The 18849-nt window shown below is 63.8% G+C and carries 16 protein-coding genes; 8 read left to right on the top strand and 8 right to left on the bottom strand.

Annotation, left to right across the window (positions count from 1 at the left end):
* Positions 1–117: 117 nt before the first annotated feature.
* From HU715_RS10630 to HU715_RS10620, 3 genes are all read right to left on the bottom strand, one after another.
* Complete coding sequence (locus HU715_RS10630; protein WP_186704920.1) at positions 118–2691, bottom strand: bifunctional diguanylate cyclase/phosphodiesterase; 2574 nt, start codon at positions 2689–2691, stop codon at positions 118–120.
* A 107-nt stretch (positions 2692–2798) separates the two neighbouring features.
* A complete protein-coding gene (locus HU715_RS10625; protein WP_186704921.1) occupies positions 2799–3479 on the bottom strand; it encodes a DUF2238 domain-containing protein in 681 nt (226 codons plus the stop codon).
* Positions 3480–3490: 11 nt separating this feature from the next.
* On the bottom strand, positions 3491–5290 hold the full coding sequence (locus HU715_RS10620; RefSeq protein ID WP_186704922.1) for a thiamine pyrophosphate-requiring protein: 1800 nt from the start codon (positions 5288–5290) through the stop codon (positions 3491–3493).
* A gap of 426 nt (positions 5291–5716) precedes the next feature.
* Here HU715_RS10620 and HU715_RS10615 point away from each other — a divergent pair, with 426 nt between their 5' ends.
* The 3 genes from HU715_RS10615 (at position 5717) to HU715_RS10605 (ending at position 7952) form a co-directional block, all read left to right on the top strand.
* Entirely contained in the window at positions 5717–6103 is a 387-nt protein-coding gene (locus HU715_RS10615) for an HvfA family oxazolone/thioamide-modified RiPP metallophore (RefSeq protein WP_072404447.1), read from the top strand.
* A 261-nt stretch (positions 6104–6364) separates the two neighbouring features.
* Complete coding sequence (locus tag HU715_RS10610) at positions 6365–7210, top strand: HvfB family MNIO-type RiPP peptide maturase (RefSeq protein ID WP_186704923.1); 846 nt, start codon at positions 6365–6367, stop codon at positions 7208–7210.
* Positions 7203–7952: an HvfC family RiPP maturation protein gene (locus HU715_RS10605; RefSeq protein WP_186704924.1), complete on the top strand. Its 750-nt coding sequence runs from the start codon at positions 7203–7205 to the stop codon at positions 7950–7952. The genes HU715_RS10610 and HU715_RS10605 overlap by 8 nt, the downstream gene beginning before the upstream one ends.
* Positions 7953–8104: 152 nt before the next feature.
* Here HU715_RS10605 and HU715_RS10600 read toward each other — a convergent pair whose 3' ends face one another.
* The 4 genes from HU715_RS10600 to HU715_RS10585 form a co-directional block, all read right to left on the bottom strand.
* Positions 8105–8611 (bottom strand): HvfX family Cu-binding RiPP maturation protein, encoded by a 507-nt coding sequence (locus tag HU715_RS10600; RefSeq protein ID WP_186704925.1) that lies wholly within the window; start codon positions 8609–8611, stop codon positions 8105–8107.
* 17 nt (positions 8612–8628) lie between these two features.
* On the bottom strand, positions 8629–9264 hold the full coding sequence (locus tag HU715_RS10595; protein ID WP_186704926.1) for a ferric reductase-like transmembrane domain-containing protein: 636 nt from the start codon (positions 9262–9264) through the stop codon (positions 8629–8631).
* A 713-nt stretch (positions 9265–9977) separates the two neighbouring features.
* Complete coding sequence (locus tag HU715_RS10590) at positions 9978–11288, bottom strand: ATP-binding protein (protein ID WP_186704927.1); 1311 nt, start codon at positions 11286–11288, stop codon at positions 9978–9980.
* Positions 11285–12025, bottom strand: coding sequence for a response regulator (locus HU715_RS10585; RefSeq protein ID WP_003202589.1), 741 nt, complete (start codon positions 12023–12025; stop codon positions 11285–11287). The genes HU715_RS10590 and HU715_RS10585 overlap by 4 nt, the downstream gene beginning before the upstream one ends.
* A gap of 224 nt (positions 12026–12249) precedes the next feature.
* Between HU715_RS10585 and HU715_RS10580 the strand changes: the two genes are divergently transcribed.
* The 3 genes from HU715_RS10580 (at position 12250) to HU715_RS10570 (ending at position 14563) form a co-directional block, all read left to right on the top strand.
* Positions 12250–12513, top strand: coding sequence for a DUF2790 domain-containing protein (locus HU715_RS10580; RefSeq protein WP_186704928.1), 264 nt, complete (start codon positions 12250–12252; stop codon positions 12511–12513).
* Positions 12514–12682: 169 nt separating this feature from the next.
* Positions 12683–13903, top strand: a complete 1221-nt coding sequence (locus HU715_RS10575; protein ID WP_186704929.1) for a cytochrome c biogenesis protein DipZ — start codon at positions 12683–12685, stop codon at positions 13901–13903.
* A 330-nt stretch (positions 13904–14233) separates the two neighbouring features.
* Entirely contained in the window at positions 14234–14563 is a 330-nt protein-coding gene (locus HU715_RS10570) for a hypothetical protein (protein ID WP_186704930.1), read from the top strand.
* Positions 14564–14567: 4 nt separating this feature from the next.
* On the opposite strand, the gene HU715_RS10565 is transcribed toward HU715_RS10570, so the two are convergent.
* Positions 14568–16433 (bottom strand): sigma-54-dependent Fis family transcriptional regulator, encoded by a 1866-nt coding sequence (locus HU715_RS10565; protein WP_186704931.1) that lies wholly within the window; start codon positions 16431–16433, stop codon positions 14568–14570.
* 340 nt (positions 16434–16773) lie between these two features.
* Between HU715_RS10565 and HU715_RS10560 the strand changes: the two genes are divergently transcribed.
* Positions 16774–17847 (top strand): ATP-NAD kinase family protein, encoded by a 1074-nt coding sequence (locus HU715_RS10560; protein ID WP_186704932.1) that lies wholly within the window; start codon positions 16774–16776, stop codon positions 17845–17847.
* A 2-nt stretch (positions 17848–17849) separates the two neighbouring features.
* The gene (locus HU715_RS10555) at positions 17850–18827 is read left to right on the top strand and encodes a thiamine pyrophosphate-dependent dehydrogenase E1 component subunit alpha (RefSeq protein ID WP_053119650.1); all 978 of its coding nucleotides are present in this window, start codon (positions 17850–17852) and stop codon (positions 18825–18827) included.
* Positions 18828–18849: the final 22 nt, after the last annotated feature.

The raw sequence follows: 18849 nt of genomic DNA, 5'->3' as shown, positions 1-18849 counted from the left end.
CACCGCCTTCGCGAGCAAGCCCGCTCCCACAGGGTTATTGGGTGGCCTTGAGGTTTGGGTACGACACAGGCCCCTTTGTGGGAGCGAGCCTGCTCGCGATAGCGGTGGCGCGACGGGTTACAGCCACCTCGGCGTAGTGAAGAACGAGGCCATTTCCGAGCGGGGCAGTGCCGCGCCGAAGTAGGGGCCTTGGACATGGTCGCAGGCCACGTTGCGCAATTGGCTGAATTGCCGGGCATTTTCTATACCCTCGGCGGTGACCATGAGCCCGACGCTGCGGCTCAACCGGATCATCGCCAGGACACCTTCCTTGTCGTCCTCCAGGCCCAACTGCGAGAGGATGTTGCGATCGAAGCGGATGCCATCGAACGGCTGGTCCAGCACCTCTCGCAGGGAGGCGATGTTGGTGCCGAACTTATCGATGTTGATCCGCACCCCAAGATCCTTGAGCGCATGGAGGGTGGCAGCGACGGCCTTGTGGTCGGCCAGCAGCACCCCTTCGGCCACTTCCAAGGTTAACCGGTGAGGCGCCAGGCCACTCGTTTCGAGCGCCTCCTGCACCTGGTTGAGCAGGAAGCTGCTGTTGAACCACCGGGGTGAAACCGCGAGGGAGACATTGACATCGCTCGGCCAGGTCACGGCTTCTTCACAGACGTTGATCAAGACCCAGGTGCCCAGTTCTTCCAACTGACCCGAGGTTTCGGCCACGGGGATGAAGTCGGCCCCACCCAGCTCACCCTTTTCGGGGTGGTGCCAGAAGATCTGGGCTTCGAAACCGTGCAGTTGCTCGGCGATCACGTCGAAGCGAGGCAAGTAGCGCAGTTCCAGTTGGTCGTGCTGCATGGCGTTGCGCAGTTGCTGCTCGTATTGCCGCCGGTCGCGGGCCAGGTTGCCCATGGCTTCCACATACACGCGCCAGGTGTTGCGGCCCGCCGCCTTGGCCGCATACAAGGCGATGTCGGCGTGGCGCAACAGCTCATCGGCCCGTTCGTCACCGGGCTGCGACCAGGCGACGCCGATGCTCACCCCCAGGTACAGCGTGTTGCCGTCCAGGTGCATGGGCCGTTGCATGCAGTCGATCAGTCGTGCACAGAGTTGATCGAGATCGTCGGGATCGCCGGGATCGGGCATGACAATGACAAACTCATCACCGCCCAGGCGCGCCACCAGATCGGTGCCACGGACGTTTTGCTGGAGGATATGCGCCACTTCCCTGAGCACTTTATCGCCCACGGCATGGCCCAGGGAGTCGTTGACCGGCTTGAATCGGTCCATATCCAGGTTCAGCAGCACCAGGGGCGGGCGATCAGGTCGATCCAGATGTTCGCGAAGGCAATCGAACAAACGGTTGCGGTTGGCCAGCCCGGTCAGCGGGTCATGCAGGGAGAGGTGCTTGATCTGGGCCAGCGCCCGCAGTTCGTCGGTGATATCCGTGGCGGTGCCGCGAAAACCCAAGGTGCCGGCTTCGATGGCCCGTACCGACAGCTTGCAGGTGCGGATGCGCTGGTTGCGCGCGGTGTACTCGCACAGCAGCGGTGCCGAAGAGAGGCTGTTGGCGCCGCCGAGCAGCCATTGGGCAATCGAGATCGAGCCACCATGGGGGTGGAGCAGCCGGTGCAGCGGTTTGCCGAGCCATTCCGTGGGGCTGAAGCCGGTCACTTGTTCGAAGCGTTCCGACAGGTAGGTCAGCGTCCCGGTCGAGTCGACCTCCCACAACCAGTCGGAGGAGACTTCGGCAATGTCGCGGAAACGTTCTTCGCTGCGCTCCAAAGCCTTGCGGTGGGCCAGCAGGCTGGCGTATTGGCTTTCCTGGGCGCGCAGCATCGTCAAGGCGTGGCGCAGAACGGCCAGGGCCAGGATCGCGAGCACCAGTAACGCCACGGCCAGCAACGGCAGCAGGACTTTGCGCAGATCCTGGCCCGGGGTCTGCGGTCGCCACGCCAGGGCCTCTTGGGTCAGATCGTCGAGCAGCAACTGGGCGGTATTGGCGGGGCCCGGGGTCCTGGCGATATGGGCGTCGGGCAGGGCGAAGTCCCGCGCCAGGTTTTCCAGGGCGCCGGGGTCCAGGACCTTGACGAAGAGCATCAGGCTGGGCGGGCCGGGAATTTGCGCCACGCTGTTGTCCGTGCCGGTGGTGATGGCGGACACGGCGACAAACGCCGGGGCGTCGTCGTGGTGCAGCAGCTCGACGACCACTTCGTCGTGATTTTCCGCCGTGCTGGCTTTGTTCCGCAGTGCTCGCAGGTCGCCGGTCAGCCAGGTGTCGGCATCGACCTCGCTCATCTGGCCATCGATCACCGAATAAACGGTCTTGCCGGTCGGGGAAATGACAAACACCGCCTGGTAGCCATAGAGCGAAAACACGCTGCTGCCGACGTTTTCCTGGTCATAGGCCCATTCCTTGTCGACGTCGACATGCAGGTGCCGGTAGGCGTCGCTCCACTTGGAATAGTCGCTCAGGTCGCGGCCGATGCCGGTGCGGATGCCCTCGATGGCCCGTTGGGCGAAAAACAGGCTCTGTTCGCGGGCGCGCCGGTCCTGGGCCGCGGTGATGTTAAGCAGCACGGCGATCGCCAGTGCGGACATGACAAACAGCAGGAGCATGATGGCCGGGAACGTGCGACGGGTGAAACTACGGGTTGGCGAGCCCGGGGAAAGGACAGTCGATTCATTGCCAGCATTTTCAGTCATAAAAAAGTCATCAGCCAAAAGCGATTTCACCCGCACCTGTCTTGTATCGGCGGGTGGGCTGATTTACTTAGTCGTGTTAACGAAGCAGCCGACAGACTGCGTTGTTGTCATGTGCGGGCCTTGAAGCGGGATGCCCATTCTAGGGCGACGTCCCGTTGGCGCAGGTAGCTGACCCCGGCGGCGGCCAGCAGGGCGATGAACGCGGCAAGCGCGGCCAAGGCCATGTCCTTCTGTGAATCCCACGGGTCCCGTTGGGCGCCGACAAAGGCCTTGGCGGTATCACCGCCGATATAGGCACCGCCCAACCATTCAATGATCTCGTAAATGGCCGACGACGCGAGGATCAGGCTCCAGGCCAGCAAATAGCCCGTGAACCCCTTTGCAGGCATTACCCGCAGCAAAACCTCCCGCAGCGGATAGGCCAGCAGCAGGCCATAGCTGAAATGCACCAGCCGATCGAATTGGTTGCGTTGGAACCCCATGAGCTGGTCAAGCGAAGGGCCCCCGGTCAAGGCCTGCCACCACTGGTTGTAGGGCACCTTGGCGTAGCTGTAGTGGGCGCCGATTTCATGGATGCAGAGAAACACGAATAGCAGTGTGGCGGACAGCCGGGAAAAGCTGAATCGCCGATGAACGGCCACCAGCACGACCAGCAACACAACCACCAGCAGGTTTTCCGCCAGCCAGTCGCTGCGTTTCAGGGGGGCGATGGCCAGCCAGCCCCAGACCACGCAGAACGCCAGCAGTAGGGACCTTTCATAGCGACGATGCAGCTCAACGGTGGGCATCGTGTCACGCCTCACTCTTTATCCGTGCGATGGCCCGGCAGCAGGCTGCTCAATACCTGCTTGGCGGTCTCCACCACGATGCCTCGCTCGTTCGGGTCGCCCTGGAGCAGGGTCGAGGCAAACTTCTTGGCCTGTTCCAGCTTGATATGCGGCGGCAGCGGCGGCACGTCGGGGTCGGTGCGAAATTCGATCAGCACCGGACGATCCGCCGCCAGCGCGGTTTCCCAGGCCGTGGCCACGTCGTCTTCGTGCAACACGAGGATGCCCTTCAAGCCAATGGACTCGGCAAACAGGTGGTAGGGCACGTCGGGAATGTCCTGGGAGGCTTCGAATTTTGGATCGCCCTCCATCACCCGTTGTTCCCATGTCACCTGGTTCAAGTCCCGATTGTTGAACACCGCACAGATCCAGGTGCCGTTGGCCCAGGTGCGCCAGTATTTGGCGACGGTGATCAGCTCGGCCATGTTGTTCATCTGCATGGCGCCATCGCCCACCAGGGCGATCACTGGGCGCTGCGGATGGCAGAACTTCGCCGCGATGGCGTAGGGCACGGCGGCGCCCATCGACGCCAGGCCACCCGACAGCGAACACATCATGCCGCGCCGGATCTTCAGGTCGCGGGCGTACCAATTGGCGCAGGAGCCCGAATCGCAGGTGATGATGGCGTGCTCTGGCAGTCGCGGCGACAGCTCGAAGGTGACTCGCTGCGGGTTGATCGGTTTGGCGGCTACCAAGGCGCGTTTTTCCAGGGTGCGCTCCCAGCGTTCCCGCCAATGCTCGATTTTCTTGCGCCAGGTGCGGTCGGTTTTTTCTTCGATCAGCGGCAGCAGGGCGCGCAAGGTATCGACGCTGTCGCCGTGCAGGCTGACTTCCATGGGATACCGCAGGCTGAGCATGTCCGCTTGAATGTCGATCTGCACACCCCGGGCCTGGCCTTCAGGGGGCAGGAACTCGGCGTAGGGGAAGCCGGAGCCGATCATCAGCAGCGTGTCGCAGCCGGCCATCAGGTTGTCGCTGGGCTCGGTGCCGAGCAGGCCGATGGTGCCGGTGACCCAGGGCAGGTCATCGGGCACGGCGGCCTTGCCCAGCAATGCCTTGGCCACACCGGCACCCAGTTTCTCGGCGATGGCGATGACTTCGTCGGTGGCGTGCAGCGCGCCGGCACCGACCAGGATGGCGACTTTCTTGCCGGCATTGAGCACCTCGGCGGCTTTGCGCAAGTCCTCTTCGTAGGGGACGACGCTGGGCTTGCGGTAGCCGACGCCGGAGTGAACGGTCCCGTGCTTGTGGCGCGGCGCGGTGTATTCCATGTCCTGGAGGTCGTTCGGCAGGATCAGCGCCGTGACCCGGCGTTCGCCCACCGCCGTGCGTACGGCGCGGTCGAGCAGGTGACGCACCTGGGCGGGTACGCTGGCTTGCTGCACGAACGCCCCGGCCACGTCCTTGAACAGGCTCACCAGGTCCAGTTCCTGCTGGTAATGCCCGCCCAGCGCGGCGCGGGCCTGCTGGCCGCTGATGGCGAGCACCGGCATGTGATCCATTCGGGCATCGTAGAGGCCGGTCACCAAGTGGGACGCGCCGGGTCCGGAAGTGGCGATGCAGACCCCCAGTTCGCCGGTGAACTTGGCGTGGGCGCAGGCCATGAACGCGGCCATTTCCTCGTGGCGGGCCTGGATGAAGCGGATTTTTCCCTGGGCGCGGTTCAAGGCGCCAAACACGCCGTTGATGCCATCGCCCGGATAGCCATAGATACGGCGAACCCCCCATTCATAAAGACGTTCCACCAGGAAATCACCGACGGTCATGCTCATGTCTGTCCCTCGTTTCGGGCTGTGGTCGCTCGGCGCGACGTGCAGCGGTTGACGTTCATACAGGACTTGACCGGTGCACGCCGTCCAAGGTTTCGATTTTTTCAACCAGGTGCGCGGCGTCAGCCTTGGGCCTGGCAATGTCAGGGCGAACGACATCGCGGGCAAGCCTTGCTCCCACAGGGTTGATGCTCGAACTCAAAATACGCTGTTCACAGCTGATCCCTGTGGGAGCAAGGCTTGCCCGCGATGAGGGACGGCGTGTATCGCAGTGTGTACCGCGCAGGCCCGGATACATCTGCTTGACGAAGCACCGGGCCGGCGACACAGGCCGGATACACACCGTCGATTAACTACGCCAGCCAGCCGGCCCCGAGCCTCGGTGCCGGTGACTGGCGGATTAATCGTCAATCGTCAGAGGAATACCCCATGCTCAACTTCTCCCGTCATTCATCCCTTGCACTTGGCCTGGCTTTGGTCGGTGGCCTGGGTCTCTCCACGGCGGCTTCGGCCTTGACCATGAACGACCTGGCCCAGGGCTACACCCTGGCGGCCGCCGATACGGTGAAGAAACCCGCCGAAGGCAAGTGCGGCGAAGACAAGTTCGCCAAGACCGATAAAAACCACGATGGCCAGGTCTCGCGCGACGAATTCATCGCCGCCGCGCCGGAACGAGCCGCTGAGTTCGACAAGATCGACGCCAACCACGACGGCGGTATCTCGTTGCCGGAAGCCAAGCAATACCTGTCGGCCCAGGCGAAGACCGCGGAAGGCAAATGTGGCGAAGGCAAGTGCGGGGCGGCTATCGAGTCCTGACTTCTAACGAGTGAGGGGCGTATGCGAATGGCTGCAATGAGACAGGAGCCATGCGCTGTCTATGTGGCGAGGGGATTTATCCCCGCTGGGCTGCGAAGCAGCCCTGAAACCTGCCGACTCGGTATGCTAGGAAGATTGAGTCTGCTGCATTGGGGCTGCTGCGCAGCCCAGCGGGGATAAATCCCCTCGCCACAAGTTTGATGATCGACTGGCACCATTCGCTGCGCCCCCCTCATCTCTTGCTTTCCAAGGAGATGTGTCATGTTCAATCTACCCCAACCCTCGGCAGGCCTCGGCCTGCGCCGGGCCTTGCTCGCTGAACTGCGCCAGGCACCGCCCGGGGATTTCGACTTTCTTGAAGTCGCTCCGGAAAACTGGATCGGCATCGGCGGCCCCCATGGCGCCGCCTTGCATTCGTTGGCCGAACGTTATCCGTTGACGTGCCACGGCCTGTCGTTGTCCCTCGGTGGGCCGGTGCCGCTGGACCTGGCGTTTCTCGGCCAGGTGCGTGCTTTCCTCGAGCGTTTCAAGGTGCCGGTGTACAGCGAGCACTTGAGCTACTGCGGCGACGAGGGGCATTTGTATGACTTGTTGCCGCTGCCCTTCACCGAGGAAGCGGTGCATCACGTGGCGACGCGGATCCGCCAGGCCCAGGATGTGCTGGGACGCCGCCTGGCGGTGGAAAACGTCTCTTATTACGCCGCCCCCCAACAGGACATGAGCGAGCTGGATTTCACCCGGGCGGTGTTGCGCGAAGCCGATTGCGACCTGTTGCTGGACGTCAACAACGTCTACGTCAACTCGGTCAATCATGGCTTCGATCCCCAGGCATTCCTGGCGGGTCTTGAGCCGGGGCGGGTGGTCGCGATGCATGTGGCCGGGCACTATGACGAGTCCGACACGCTGAAAATCGACAGCCATGGCGCGCCCGTCAAGCCGGTGGTCTGGGCGCTGCTGGCCGAGGCTTATGCACGTTTCGGCGTACAGCCGACCTTGCTCGAACGGGACTTCAACTTCCCGCCTTACGCCGCCCTGGTGGCCGAACTGCAGACGATTCGCCAGTTACAGCACCAGGCCGGCACCTGGCAGGCGGTGAGCCATGGCTGAGGCCCGGCAGACGCTGCATCAGCAGCAACAAGCGCTGACCAGCTACCTGCGCGACCCGGATCACTGCCCGATCCCGTCCGGCATGGACGCGGCGCGGGCCCAGGTGTATCGCGACCTGATCTTCGCGAATATGCGTGCGCTGCTCAGCGGCACCTTTCCCGTGTTGGTAAACCTGCTGGGACAGCACCCCTGGCGTGCCTGCGTGCGCCGATTCCTGCGTGAACATCGCTGTACCACGCCCAAGTTCGGTGAAATCGCCGAGGAATTCGTTGGCTACCTTGCAGACCATCCTTCGCCGGACTGGCCGCCGTTCGTGGCGGAGCTGGCGCACTACGAGTGGGTCGAGATGGCGCTGCTGCAATCCGAGGCCGAGCCGTTGCCGTCCCATGACGAGACGTCCTTGCTCGGCTCGCCGCTGCGAGTCTCGCCCTTGGCCTGGCCGCTGGCGTACCAATGGCCGGTGCATCGCCTGGCGCCGAGTTATCAGCCCTCGACACCACCGGCGCAGCCGACGCTGCTGCTGGTGCGGCGAACGCCTGGTTTCGAGGTGCGTTTCTCCGAACTCAGCCCGTTGGCCTGGCGGCTTTTGCAGCGCATCGAGGCCTATCCAGGGTTGACGGGGCGAGGGCAGCTGCTGGCGTTGGCGCGGGAGGCGGGGGTGGATTCGGCAGAATTCATGGACAACGCCGTGGCGCTGTTGCGGCGGATGCAGGAGGAAGGGGTTGTTGGCGTAGCGTTGTAATCTGCCATTGAAATGCTAACCCCTGTGCGGCCCTGCTGTGGGAGCAAAGCTTGCTCGCGATGGGTCCCCCTCGGTCTGACTGATTGACCGAGTCGTCTGTATCGCGGGCAAGCCTTGCTCCCACAGCAAGTTCGCTCCCACAAGGTTTTTTGTCAGGCCTTGTTTCGGCGATGCAGGCCTGCCCTCAGCACCGCATCCACACTCAACTTCCCAGCCCCTTGCAACAGCAACGGCAGCAAGGCCACCAGGTAGATCAGCGGCAGCTTGAAGTTGCCGTGTCCCTTGTTGGTAATCGCATAACCCTGGGCCAGTTCGCTCAAGCTCGACCAGTCCGCCGGCCAGTGCACGGCAGCGGTCGCCACCACGGTGACGACGATCAGCACCAGGGCCGAGAGGCGAGTACCCAAGCCGATCAACAGGGCAATGGCACCGATCAGCTCGGCCCACATCGCCAGTTCCCAGTTCCATTGGGCCGGTACATGGTTGAACGGGAACGGGAAGGCAGACTGGATCTCGGCGAACCAGTTCGCGCCGTTCCATTTCTCCAGGCCGGATTCGAAGAACTCCCAGGTCAGGAACAGGCGCAGGCCCAGCGGCGCCAGCCATGCCCCGAGGTTCTCCAGCGGCGTATGCAGTGTTTTCAAGGTATTTGCGTACATGATCGATCTCCCTGGTCTCAAGCCGCGTGTTGCGGCCGTTGGCGACGCTGGGTGGCCTGGGCCAGCTTGCCCACCAGGCGGACGGCGGTGGCGGCGCAGATCAGGCCGAAGGGCAGCACGTACCAGTCGCTCATGGGGATGCGTTTGAAGTTGGAATAGGCAAAGATCGCCGCCAGCACCCACATGCCGGTGACATGCAGGCGCTTCCAGGCCTTGAAACCGATCAGGCGCGTGGTGCTTTTGAACGAGGTCAGCGCCAGCAGCAGGATGAACACATAGCCCACGGTGCCGGGCACGTTGCCGAGGGTGGTGCGGCCGGGCCAGAACTCGGTATTGAGCTGGCCGTAGGTGTAAATCAGCACGGCGTGGACCAAGTGGGAAAAGGCAAAGGCCAGTCCGATGAAGCGCCGTTCACGCACCAGCGCCCGGCTCAGGGGCGAGGGCACCAGCACCGCGAATGCCGAGGCGGTGAAGGCCAGCAGGAACAGGATGAACGACGAACGAGCCGTGGCGCGAATGGCGCTGCGCACGCCTTCGGTCAGGTCCGGGTTGAGTATCAGGATCAACCCGGTCATCAACAGCACCAGGGCGGCGAGCAGGCTGAACAGCGACCAGCCTTGGTAACGAAAGGGGGATGCGATAGGGGTAGGCATGGGAAGACTCCTTGGATGTCGAGGGCCCGGTCGTGATAGTCGCCGGGGATGGGAGGGAGTCTTTCAAACCGGTGTAAGCGGGGTGTGTCCGCGGCGCAGCATTGTGCAAGTTCGTGTATGCCGATCATCCGCAGACACACTGGTATACAAACCGCTATCGCGAGCAAGCCCACAGGGGAATTTAGGTAAGGCATCCCTATTTGCAACGTCACAGAACAGCGTGGGAGCGAGCCTGCTCGCGAAGGCGTCAGGTCAGTTGAATGATGCTGGCTGACACACCGCTTTCGCGAGCAAGCCCGCTCCCACAGGGGAACTGGGTAAGGCACCCTATTTGCAACGCCACAGAACAGTGTGGGAGCGAGCCTGCTCGCGAAGGCGTCAGGTCAGTTGAATGATGCTGGCTGATGCCCCGCTTTCGCGAGCAAGCCCGCTCCCACAGGGGAACTGGGTGAGGCACCCCTATTTGCAACGCCACAGAACAGTGTGGGAGCGGGCTTGCTCGCGAAGGCGTCAAGTCAGTTGAATGATGCTGGCTGACACACCGCTATCGCGAGCAGGCTCGCTCCCACAGGGGGAGTTTGGGTAAGGCACCCTATTTGCAACGCCACAGAACAGTGTGGGAGCGAGCCTGCTCGCGAAGGCGTCAGGTCAGTTGAATGGATGCTGGCTGATGCCCCGCTTTCGCGAGCAAGCCCGCTCCCACAGGGGTTGTGTCAGCTTGTGAGTGCCAGGCGCAATTCGGCGCAGAGCCCGCCGCCGTCGCGGTTGCTCAGGGTCAGTGAGCCACCCATGGCGATCGCCAGTTGCTGGGCGATGGCCAAGCCCAGGCCGGTGCCGCCGGTCTCCCGGTTGCGCGAGCTTTCCACCCGGTAGAACGGCTTGAGCACTTCGGCAAGTTCCTGCTCGCTGATCCCGGGGCCACGGTCCAGTACCTGGATCGCCAATTGCCCGTTGTCGGCCGGTTGCACGTGGATCTGCGCCGCGCCGCCGAATTTCAAGGCGTTGTCCACCAGGTTGATCAGTACCCGCCGCAGGGCATGGGGACGGGTGTCGATGACGGCGGCGTTTTTGCCGGACAGTTGCACGTCCTTGCCGGTGTCCTGGTAGTCGAACACCAGGCTGTCGAGGAACGCATCCAGGCTGATCCGGCAACTGGCCTCGGTGGCGCCGTGGATGCTGCGGGCATAGGCCACGCCTTCACGCACCAGGTGCTCCATTTCGCTCAAGTCGCTCCACAATTTGTCCCTTTCGATCCCTTCGTCCATGAATTCGGCGCGCAGCTTCATGCGCGTGATGGGGGTCTGCAAATCATGGGAAATCGCCGCCAGCAACTGCATGCGCTCCTTGAGGTAGGCGGCGATCCGGTCCTGCATGGCATTAAAGGCCTTGGCCGCATGCACCACTTCGGTCGGGCCTTTTTCGTCCAGGCGCACGCTATGGGCGTTCGGGTCGAGGGTTTCCACCGCCTGGGCCAGTCGGGTCAAGGGGCCTACGGCGATGCGCACGGCCAGCCAGGTGCAGCCGATCAACAGGGCCAACTGCCCCAGCAACACCATTGGCAGCCAAGGGGAGAGGGGCGCCATTGCCGGGCGTACGTCGATGGTCAGCGGGCTGCCGTCCCCCAGGCGCAGGTGCGCCTGGTAATGCATGTTCGGCCCGGGAATCTGCTTGAAGGTCAGGCCATAGGCCTGGCCGATGGCTTCCTGGATCGAACTGACCGAGATCGGCGCGTCGGCCAAGTCCATCGGTTGGCCGGGCTGGCCTTCGTCGAGCAAATAGCCATAGTTGCGCCGGGCGAGTTTCGGCAGCCAGGCCTGGCGTTCGGCGGCAGGCAGGCGGTCGAGAATCGCCACGGAGGTCGAGACGTCGGTCTCCAGGTTGCCGAGCATGGTCGACTTGGCGCTCTGGTAGCGCTCGTAGTACTGGACGCCGAAAGACAGGCCCTGGGCCAGGATCAGGCCGATCAGGAAGATCAGCGACAACCTTGAGGCCAGGGTCCGCGGCCAGCGCAGCGGCAGGTTCATACCGACGCCTCGAGGATCTCCACCGGCAGCGAGAACACGTAGCCTTCGCTGCGCACGGTCTTGATGTAGGCCGGTTCCCGGGCGTCGTCCAGCAGGCGCTGGCGCAGGCGGCTGACCAGTAGATCGATGGAGCGATCGAACAGGTCGGCGTCCCGGCCCTGGGTGAGGTTAAGCAACTGGTCGCGGTTGAGTACCCGTTGCGGATGATCGAGGAACACCCGCAACAACCGATACTCGGCGCCGCTCAAGGCAACCATGGTGCCGTCGGTGTCCAACAGGTGGCGGGCGGTGGTGTCCAGGCGCCAGCGTCCGAACGCCAGCAGGCGACCGCTTTCGGTGACCACCAGATTGGGCGGCAACATGCGGGTACGGCGCAGCACGGCGTTGATCCGCGCCAGCAGCTCACGGGCGGCGAAAGGCTTGACCAGGTAATCGTCGGCGCCCATTTCGAGGCCGATGATGCGGTCGGTTTCGTCGTTGCGGGCGGTGAGCATCAGCACCGGCGTGGCCTTGTGCTTGCCGGCACGCAGTTCCCGGCACAGCACCAGGCCGTCATCGCCGGGCATCATGATGTCCAGCACGATCAGGTCCACCGGGGTGGTTTCCAGGAAGGCGCGCATCTGCCGGCCATCGGCGACAACGGTGGTGCGCAGGCCATTCTTCTTCAGGTAGTTGCCAACCAGCTCTCTGATCTCGCGATCGTCATCCACTATCAGCACGTGATCGACATGATCCATGGTGTCCCGCTCCTCGGCGTTTCGTTGTGAGCAGTCTACAGGCCCCGGCCAGCCCGGCTCGCGGCGGTTTGTATTGCAGTGTATCTGGCGCCTGACGGATACACAGCGATGCAAAAAGCCACCGGGCTCGATACAGACGCGATACCTGCGGGGCATTCAATGGCATCCATCGAGGCACACAACAGGCCTCGGCAGATAAAACCCCATTGGATCGAGGAATCGCCATGAACACCAAAGCCGTCTACGCCGCCTGCCTTTTTGCCGCGCTGAACATCTGCACCCTGTCGGCCCGGGCCGAAAGCAACGTGCAACCGCACACCTACACCGACGGCAGCCACCTGGACATCCAGAAGGTGCTTTCCCTCACCGAAGACACCGAGCCGACCTGCGGCGTGGTCAACGCCCACATGACCTACCTGGATTCGGCAGGCCACCAGCAGGCGCTGGACTACCGCAAGTTTTCCGATCACTGCACCAACCAGAACTGACCTGCTTTTGTGGCGAGGGAGCTTGCTCCCGCTGGGCTGCGAAGCGGCCCCAAAAAAGCCGTGACAAACTCGGTGTGTCAGGCAAATACGGGGGGCTGCTGCGCAGCCCAGCGGGAGCAAGCTCCCTCGCCACAGGGGCTATGTAGGCTTTTTATTTTGAGGTGTTGCCATGCTTCTTATCGCTTTTCTCGGCGGGATCCTGACGATCCTCAGCCCCTGCATTCTTCCGGTGGTGCCGTTTCTGTTCGCCCGGGCCAATCGCTCCCGCAGCTCGGTGCTGCTGACCCTCGGCGGCATGGTGTTGACGTTCGCCCTGGTCTCCAGCCTGGCGGTGGTCAGCAGCGAATGGGTGGTGCGCGCCAGCAGCGTCGGTCGGCAAGTCGCGTTGGTGGTGATGGGGGTGTTCGCCCTGTCGTTGATCTTCAGCCGGGTTGGTATCTGGCTGGCGCGGCCGCTGGTCAACTTGGGCAATCGCCTGGACGCTGGGGCCGGGCGGATGGCCGGGCCGGTGGGCTCGGTGCTGATCGGCGTTGCAACCGGGTTGCTCTGGGCACCGTGCGCCGGGCCCATACTCGGGGTGATCCTGACCGGCGCCATGCTGCAAGGCGCCAGCGCGCAAACCAGCCTGTTGCTGCTCGCTTACGGCCTGGGCAGTGCCTTGTCCCTGGGCACGCTGATCCTGGCCGGGCGTGGTCTGGTCGGGCGCCTGAAGCTCTCGCTGCCGATGACCACCTGGCTGCGCCGTGGCACGGGGCTGGCGGTGTTACTGGCGGCCTTGGCGATTGGCACTGGGGCGGATGACCGCTTGTTGGCGGCGACTTCCTCCCAACAGTCCACCAGCCTGGAAAAAAGCCTGCTGGAGAACGTGCCCAAGGCCATCGACTACGTGGTGAGCAAGGCCGGCGCCAGTGCCATGCCGACCCTCGACGCCCAGGGCGCCATGCCTGCGCTGGACGGCGCGGTGCAATGGCTGAACTCGCCGCCGCTGAGCAGCGAGTCGCTGCGGGGCAAGGTGGTGCTGGTGGACTTCTGGACCTACGACTGCATCAACTGCCAGCACACCTTGCCCTATGTGAACGACTGGGCGAAAAAGTATGAAAAGGATGGGCTGGTGGTGATCGGTGTCCACACCCCGGAATACGGCTACGAGAAGATCATCGACAACGTCCGCGAGCAGGTGCGCAAGCTGGACATCCACTATCCGGTGGCGATCGACAATCAGTACGCGATCTGGCGCGCCTTCAACAATCAATACTGGCCGGCCCATTACTTCATCGATGCCAAGGGGCAGGTGCGCTACAGCCATTTTGGCGAAGGGCGTTATGGCGAGCAGGAGCAGGTGATCCAGCAGTTGTTGGAGGAAGCGAAGGCGATTCGTAATGTTAACTAAACCCTTTAATTTCAATTGATTGAGATAATTTCTTCTGCTTGTTTCTAGTTTGGCGCGTCACTTGTGGACGAATGTCGCAGATGGCGAAAGCAAGCCGTCCCCGTGGCGAGGGAGCTTGCTCCCGCTGGGCTGCGAAGCGGCCCCAAAAAAGCCATGACAGACTCGGTGTGTCAGGCAAATACAGGGGGGCCGCTGCGCGGCCCAGCGGGAGCAAGCTCCCTCGCCACAATGGGTTGCATGCGGATTCGAGAATGGCCTGCAAATGCTGGCCCCTTGCTCATCTGCAGAGAGGCAAACTTCTTTCCTTTCAGAAAGTTGGGCGACAAACCTATGCGTATTTCTATGTGGGTCGTAGCGACGTTTCTCTTGGCCGCCGTCTCGCTCGAGGCCCAGGCCAGGGCGCTGACGCAGAACCAGCAGTCAGTGTGCCGCTGGGGTTCGGACATCGCGGCGGGGGCGCAGGCGTCAAAGCTGTCTGGCGTCAGCCTGTACGGCGCACGCAAGAAGCTGCAGGTGCGCAAGTTTCCCCGGCCCTGGATGCGCATGACCGCCCTGGGCATTACCGAGCAGACCTACAACAGCGCTTCGCGTCTTAAACCCGCGGAGGTCAAGCAGACCTACTACGAGCAATGTGTCCGTCATGAGCTGGCGCGCCGCTAGGTGCTCAGGCGGGGCTGCGGCCTGGCATCTCGATGCCGTGCTGGTGTACCCGTCGATACAGGGTCGCCCGGGAAATGCCCAGGGCCCGGGCGGCGGCGGTGGGTTTCCAGCGGTGGCGCACCAAGGCATCGAGCAACGCCTGGCGTTCCGGGCTGGCGCTTGGCTCCGGCCCCTGATCGACGGCATGAGTGCAGTGCAACGACTCGGGCAGGTGGCTGAGCTGGATCACGCTGGCTTCGCACACCGCGCAGGCATAGCGCAGCACATGGCGCAACTGGCGGACATTGCCCGGCCAGTGATAGCCGAGCAGGGATTCCAGGGCAGCGCCGCTCAACTGCACGGTTCCCCCGCACAGCGCGGACTCCTCGGCAAGAATCCGATTGATCAGCGCGAGCCGGTCGCTGCGGTCACGTAACGGCGGTAGCTGGAAACGCGCACCGCCGAGGCGGAAATACAAATCCTCGCGAAACTCGCCGGCGGCCACCAGCGTCTCCAGGTCGCGGTGGGTGGCGCAGATCACCTGAATGTCGACGGCCTTGCGGCGGGATGCGCCCAGCGGCGCCACTTCACCCTCGGCCAGTACCCGCAGCAGCCGGGTCTGCAAGGCCAGCGGCATGTCGCCGATCTCATCCAGGAACAAGGTGCCACCATCGGCCTGTTGCAACAGGCCCTGCATGCCTTTGGCCGAGGCGCCGGTGAACGCCCCGGCGACGTAGCCGAACAATTCGCTTTCGATCAGGCTTTCGGGAATGGCCGCGCAGTTCAGCGCCACGAAAGGGCGCTCGCGGCGCTGGCTGGCCTGGTGCAACTGGCGAGCGAAGACTTCCTTGCCGGCACCGGTTTCGCCCTGGATCAGCACCGGCAGGTTGCGATCCTTGACCCGCACCGCCAGGCGCAGGCTGTCGGCCAGGCGTGGATCGATTTCCAGCGGGGTCATCGCCACCCGCGAACGTGAACTGGCCCGCTGGCGAGGCGCGCTCAGGCGCCCATGCATGGCGTGATCGAGCAAGCAGAGGCTTTCGTCCCGGGCACGGTGCAGCCGTTGCTGCTCGAACACCTGGCCGATGTGTTGCGGCACCTGCCCGTACTGTTGCAGCAGGTACTGGCGGGCAGCCGGGTTCAAGGCTTGCAGGCAACCGTCGTCATCCCAGGCGAACAGGAAGTCCGGCTGGCTGTCGACGTAGCCGGGGTTGCGATGGGCCCGCAGCACCCAGTAGCCCTGGGCGCTGCTCATGAAAAACGCCTGTTCGATCTCCCGGGCGCTCTGCACCACCATTTGCCGGATCAGGTGTTGCGAGCGGCGATCATCCGGCGAGCGTACCGCCGAGACGTCCAGCACCCCGAGCAATTCACCTTGGGGGTCGAAGACCGGCGCGGCGGAACAGGTCAGGCCAATGAACGCCGCGCGAAAATGGTCGCGCTTGTGCACCGTCACCGGGGCCTTGGCCGTGAGCACCGCCGCCACGCCACACGTGCCTTCTTCGCCCTCCGACCAACAGGTGCCCAGGTACAGCCCGGCCTTGCGGCAGTCATTGCGGATCGAGGTTTCCACCCGGTAGTCGATGGTCTGGCCCTGGGCATCGGTCAGCAGTACGCAATAGTCGGCGTCGCGTACCCGGCCATGGAGGCGGGCCACTTCTTCGCTGGCGATGTTGAGGAACAGCTCGGAGCGCTCGCGGCATTGCTTGAGCACGTCCTGGGAGAGGATGCGCGGGCCCTGCAGCGAACCCGGGTCCAGGTGATGTTGCTCCAGGGAACGGCGCCAGGAGTCGAGGATCAGGTCCGGGACGGGCAATTGTGGCAATTGGTTCGCGTTTTTCACCACGCGGCTGACGCAATCCACGTGCGCCCGGGAGTGAGCGGAAAGCATGGGGCCTCCGATTCAGCTTCTTGTCGTTGTGCGCACATTAAGCGCCGTTCGCCGGGTGCAGACAAGCTCGACGGGTTGTCCGGGTGGCGTGAGACGCCACGTCTCAGTGTCTCGCCGCAACCTCGTGCAGGCTGACATGGGGCGTCTCACCGGGGCTCGGTCCGCTGCTTCGTCAATCATCTCGGGACCGCTCTGGTTCGGCCTTCTTGCAGGTTTCTCCCACAACTGGCACCGCCCTTGCTCTATGCCAGGAACCCGCCCGACGGGTCTCCAATAATAACAACGAGGTGTCTATGTCTTCCTGCCCAGGCCGTTTGCCCGCACCGTCCACGGTGGCGCCATGAACCGCCGACCCTTGACCGTGGGCATCATCGCCAACCCCGCCTCGGGCCGCGACGTGCGGCGCCTGATCGCCAACGCCGGGCTGTTTTCCAGCACCGACAAGGTTTCGGTGATCCAGCGCCTGCTGGCCGCGTTCGGCGCCACCGGCATCGAACAGGTGTTGATGCCCACCGACATGATCGGCATGGCCGCCGCCGTGCTGAAGAACAGCCATAGCCGCCAGGCCCGCAGCAGCCACTGGCCGGCCCTGGAATTCCTCGACCTGACCCTGCGCCAGACCGTCGAAGACACCCGCCGGGCCGCGCGCCTGATGGCCGAGCGCGAAGTGGCGCTGATCGCCGTGCTCGGCGGCGATGGCACCCACAAGGCGGTGGCCGCCGAAGTCGGCGACATCCCGTTGCTGACCCTGTCCACCGGCACCAACAACGCCTTTCCCGAGCTGCGCGAGGCCACCAGTGCCGGGCTGGCCGGTGGGTTGTACGCCAGCGGCCGGATCCCGGACGCGATCGGTTTGCGCCGCAACAAGCGCTTGCTGGTCTGCGACGCCGGGCGTGGCTTGCGCGAAGTCGCCCTGGTGGACGTCGCCGTGTCGCCGCTGCGTTTTGTCGGCGCCCGGGCCATCAGCCGGGCCCAGGACCTGGCCGAAGTGTTCGTGACCTTCGCCGAACCGCAATCCATTGGCCTGTCGGCGTTGTGCGGCTTGTGGTTACCGGTGTCCCGCCAGGCACCGGGCGGGGCCTGGATGCGCCTGGACCCGCAATCCCCCGAAGCGTTGCTGGTGCCGCTCGCCCCGGGCCTGTTGCAAGGCTGTGGGGTGCTCGCCGCCGGCCCTTTGGAGCCCGGCGTCGCCCATGGCTTGTCACTGTCCAGCGGCACCTTGGCCCTGGATGGCGAACGGGAAATCGAATTCAACGCCCACGACCGGCCCACGGTCACCCTCGATGCCGGCGGTCCGCTGAGCATCGACGTCAACGCGGTGCTGGCCTACGCCGCGCAACAACGCTTGTTGGCCATCGGCCGCGAGCACCCGCAACACCCTTTGAATCTTCAAGAAGACACCCCAGGAGAATAAAAATGTCGACACCGCTCACCCACGATCAACTGCTGCACGCCTATCAGGTGATGCGCACCATCCGCGCCTTTGAAGAGCGCCTGCACGTGGAGTTCGCCACGGGCGAGATCCCCGGTTTCGTCCACTTGTATGCCGGTGAAGAAGCGTCGGCCGCCGGCGTCATGGCCCACCTTGGGGATGACGATTGCATCGCCTCCAACCACCGTGGCCACGGCCATTGCATCGCCAAGGGCGTGGACGTCTACGGAATGATGGCCGAGATCTACGGCAAGAAAACCGGCGTCTGCCAAGGCAAGGGTGGCTCGATGCACATCGCCGATTTCGAGAAAGGCATGCTCGGCGCCAACGGCATCGTCGGCGCCGGCGCGCCACTGGTGGTCGGCGCGGCTTTGGCGGCCCGGCTCAAGGGCACCGACAGCGTCGCCGTGGTGTTTTTCGGCGACGGCGGCTCCAACGAAGGCGCGGTGTTCGAAGCCATGAACATGGCCTCGGTGTGGAACCTGCCGTGCCTGTTCATCGCCGAAAACAACGGCTACGCCGAGGCCACCGCCTCCAATTGGTCGGTGGCCTGCGATCACATCGCCGACCGCGCCGCCGGCTTCGGCATGCCCGGCGTGACGGTGGACGGCTTTGACTTCTTTGCCGTGCACGAAGCCGCCGGAGCCGCCGTCGAACGCGCCCGTGCCGGGGAAGGGCCGTCGCTGATCGAGGTCAAGCTGACCCGCTACTACGGCCACTTCGAAGGCGATGCCCAGACCTATCGCGCACCGGACGAGGTCAAGCATTTCCGCGAAAACCAGGACTGCCTGATGCAGTTCCGCGAGCGCACCACCCGGGCCGGTCTGCTCACCGTCGAGCAGTTGGACCAGATCGACAAGGAAGTGGACCTGCTGATTGAAAACGCCGTGTACAAGGCCAAGTCCGATCCCAAGCCCTCTGCAGCGGACCTGCTGACCGACGTCTACGTCAGCTATCCCTGAACGCCCTCCTAAAACAAGAACA

This window comes from Pseudomonas zanjanensis (assembly GCF_014268745.2).
Classification (GTDB): Bacteria; Pseudomonadota; Gammaproteobacteria; order Pseudomonadales; family Pseudomonadaceae; genus Aquipseudomonas; species Aquipseudomonas zanjanensis.
Note: the sequence above shows the minus strand (reverse complement) of the source record. Positions and strands in the feature narration are given on the sequence as shown.

Bases quoted from the DNA above. Each gene is read 5' to 3' on its own strand.
- HU715_RS10630 (WP_186704920.1), bottom strand. From the start codon at position 2,691: ATGACTGAAAATGCTGGCAATGAATCGACTGTCCTTTCCCCGGGCTCG.
- HU715_RS10625 (WP_186704921.1), bottom strand. From the start codon at position 3,479: ATGCCCACCGTTGAGCTGCATCGTCGCTATGAAAGGTCCCTACTGCTG.
- HU715_RS10620 (WP_186704922.1), bottom strand. From the start codon at position 5,290: ATGAGCATGACCGTCGGTGATTTCCTGGTGGAACGTCTTTATGAATGG.
- HU715_RS10615 (WP_072404447.1), top strand. From the start codon at position 5,717: ATGCTCAACTTCTCCCGTCATTCATCCCTTGCACTTGGCCTGGCTTTG.
- HU715_RS10610 (WP_186704923.1), top strand. From the start codon at position 6,365: ATGTTCAATCTACCCCAACCCTCGGCAGGCCTCGGCCTGCGCCGGGCC.
- HU715_RS10605 (WP_186704924.1), top strand. From the start codon at position 7,203: ATGGCTGAGGCCCGGCAGACGCTGCATCAGCAGCAACAAGCGCTGACC.
- HU715_RS10600 (WP_186704925.1), bottom strand. From the start codon at position 8,611: ATGTACGCAAATACCTTGAAAACACTGCATACGCCGCTGGAGAACCTC.
- HU715_RS10595 (WP_186704926.1), bottom strand. From the start codon at position 9,264: ATGCCTACCCCTATCGCATCCCCCTTTCGTTACCAAGGCTGGTCGCTG.
- HU715_RS10590 (WP_186704927.1), bottom strand. From the start codon at position 11,288: ATGAACCTGCCGCTGCGCTGGCCGCGGACCCTGGCCTCAAGGTTGTCG.
- HU715_RS10585 (WP_003202589.1), bottom strand. From the start codon at position 12,025: ATGGATCATGTCGATCACGTGCTGATAGTGGATGACGATCGCGAGATC.
- HU715_RS10580 (WP_186704928.1), top strand. From the start codon at position 12,250: ATGAACACCAAAGCCGTCTACGCCGCCTGCCTTTTTGCCGCGCTGAAC.
- HU715_RS10575 (WP_186704929.1), top strand. From the start codon at position 12,683: ATGCTTCTTATCGCTTTTCTCGGCGGGATCCTGACGATCCTCAGCCCC.
- HU715_RS10570 (WP_186704930.1), top strand. From the start codon at position 14,234: ATGCGTATTTCTATGTGGGTCGTAGCGACGTTTCTCTTGGCCGCCGTC.
- HU715_RS10565 (WP_186704931.1), bottom strand. From the start codon at position 16,433: ATGCTTTCCGCTCACTCCCGGGCGCACGTGGATTGCGTCAGCCGCGTG.
- HU715_RS10560 (WP_186704932.1), top strand. From the start codon at position 16,774: ATGAACCGCCGACCCTTGACCGTGGGCATCATCGCCAACCCCGCCTCG.
- HU715_RS10555 (WP_053119650.1), top strand. From the start codon at position 17,850: ATGTCGACACCGCTCACCCACGATCAACTGCTGCACGCCTATCAGGTG.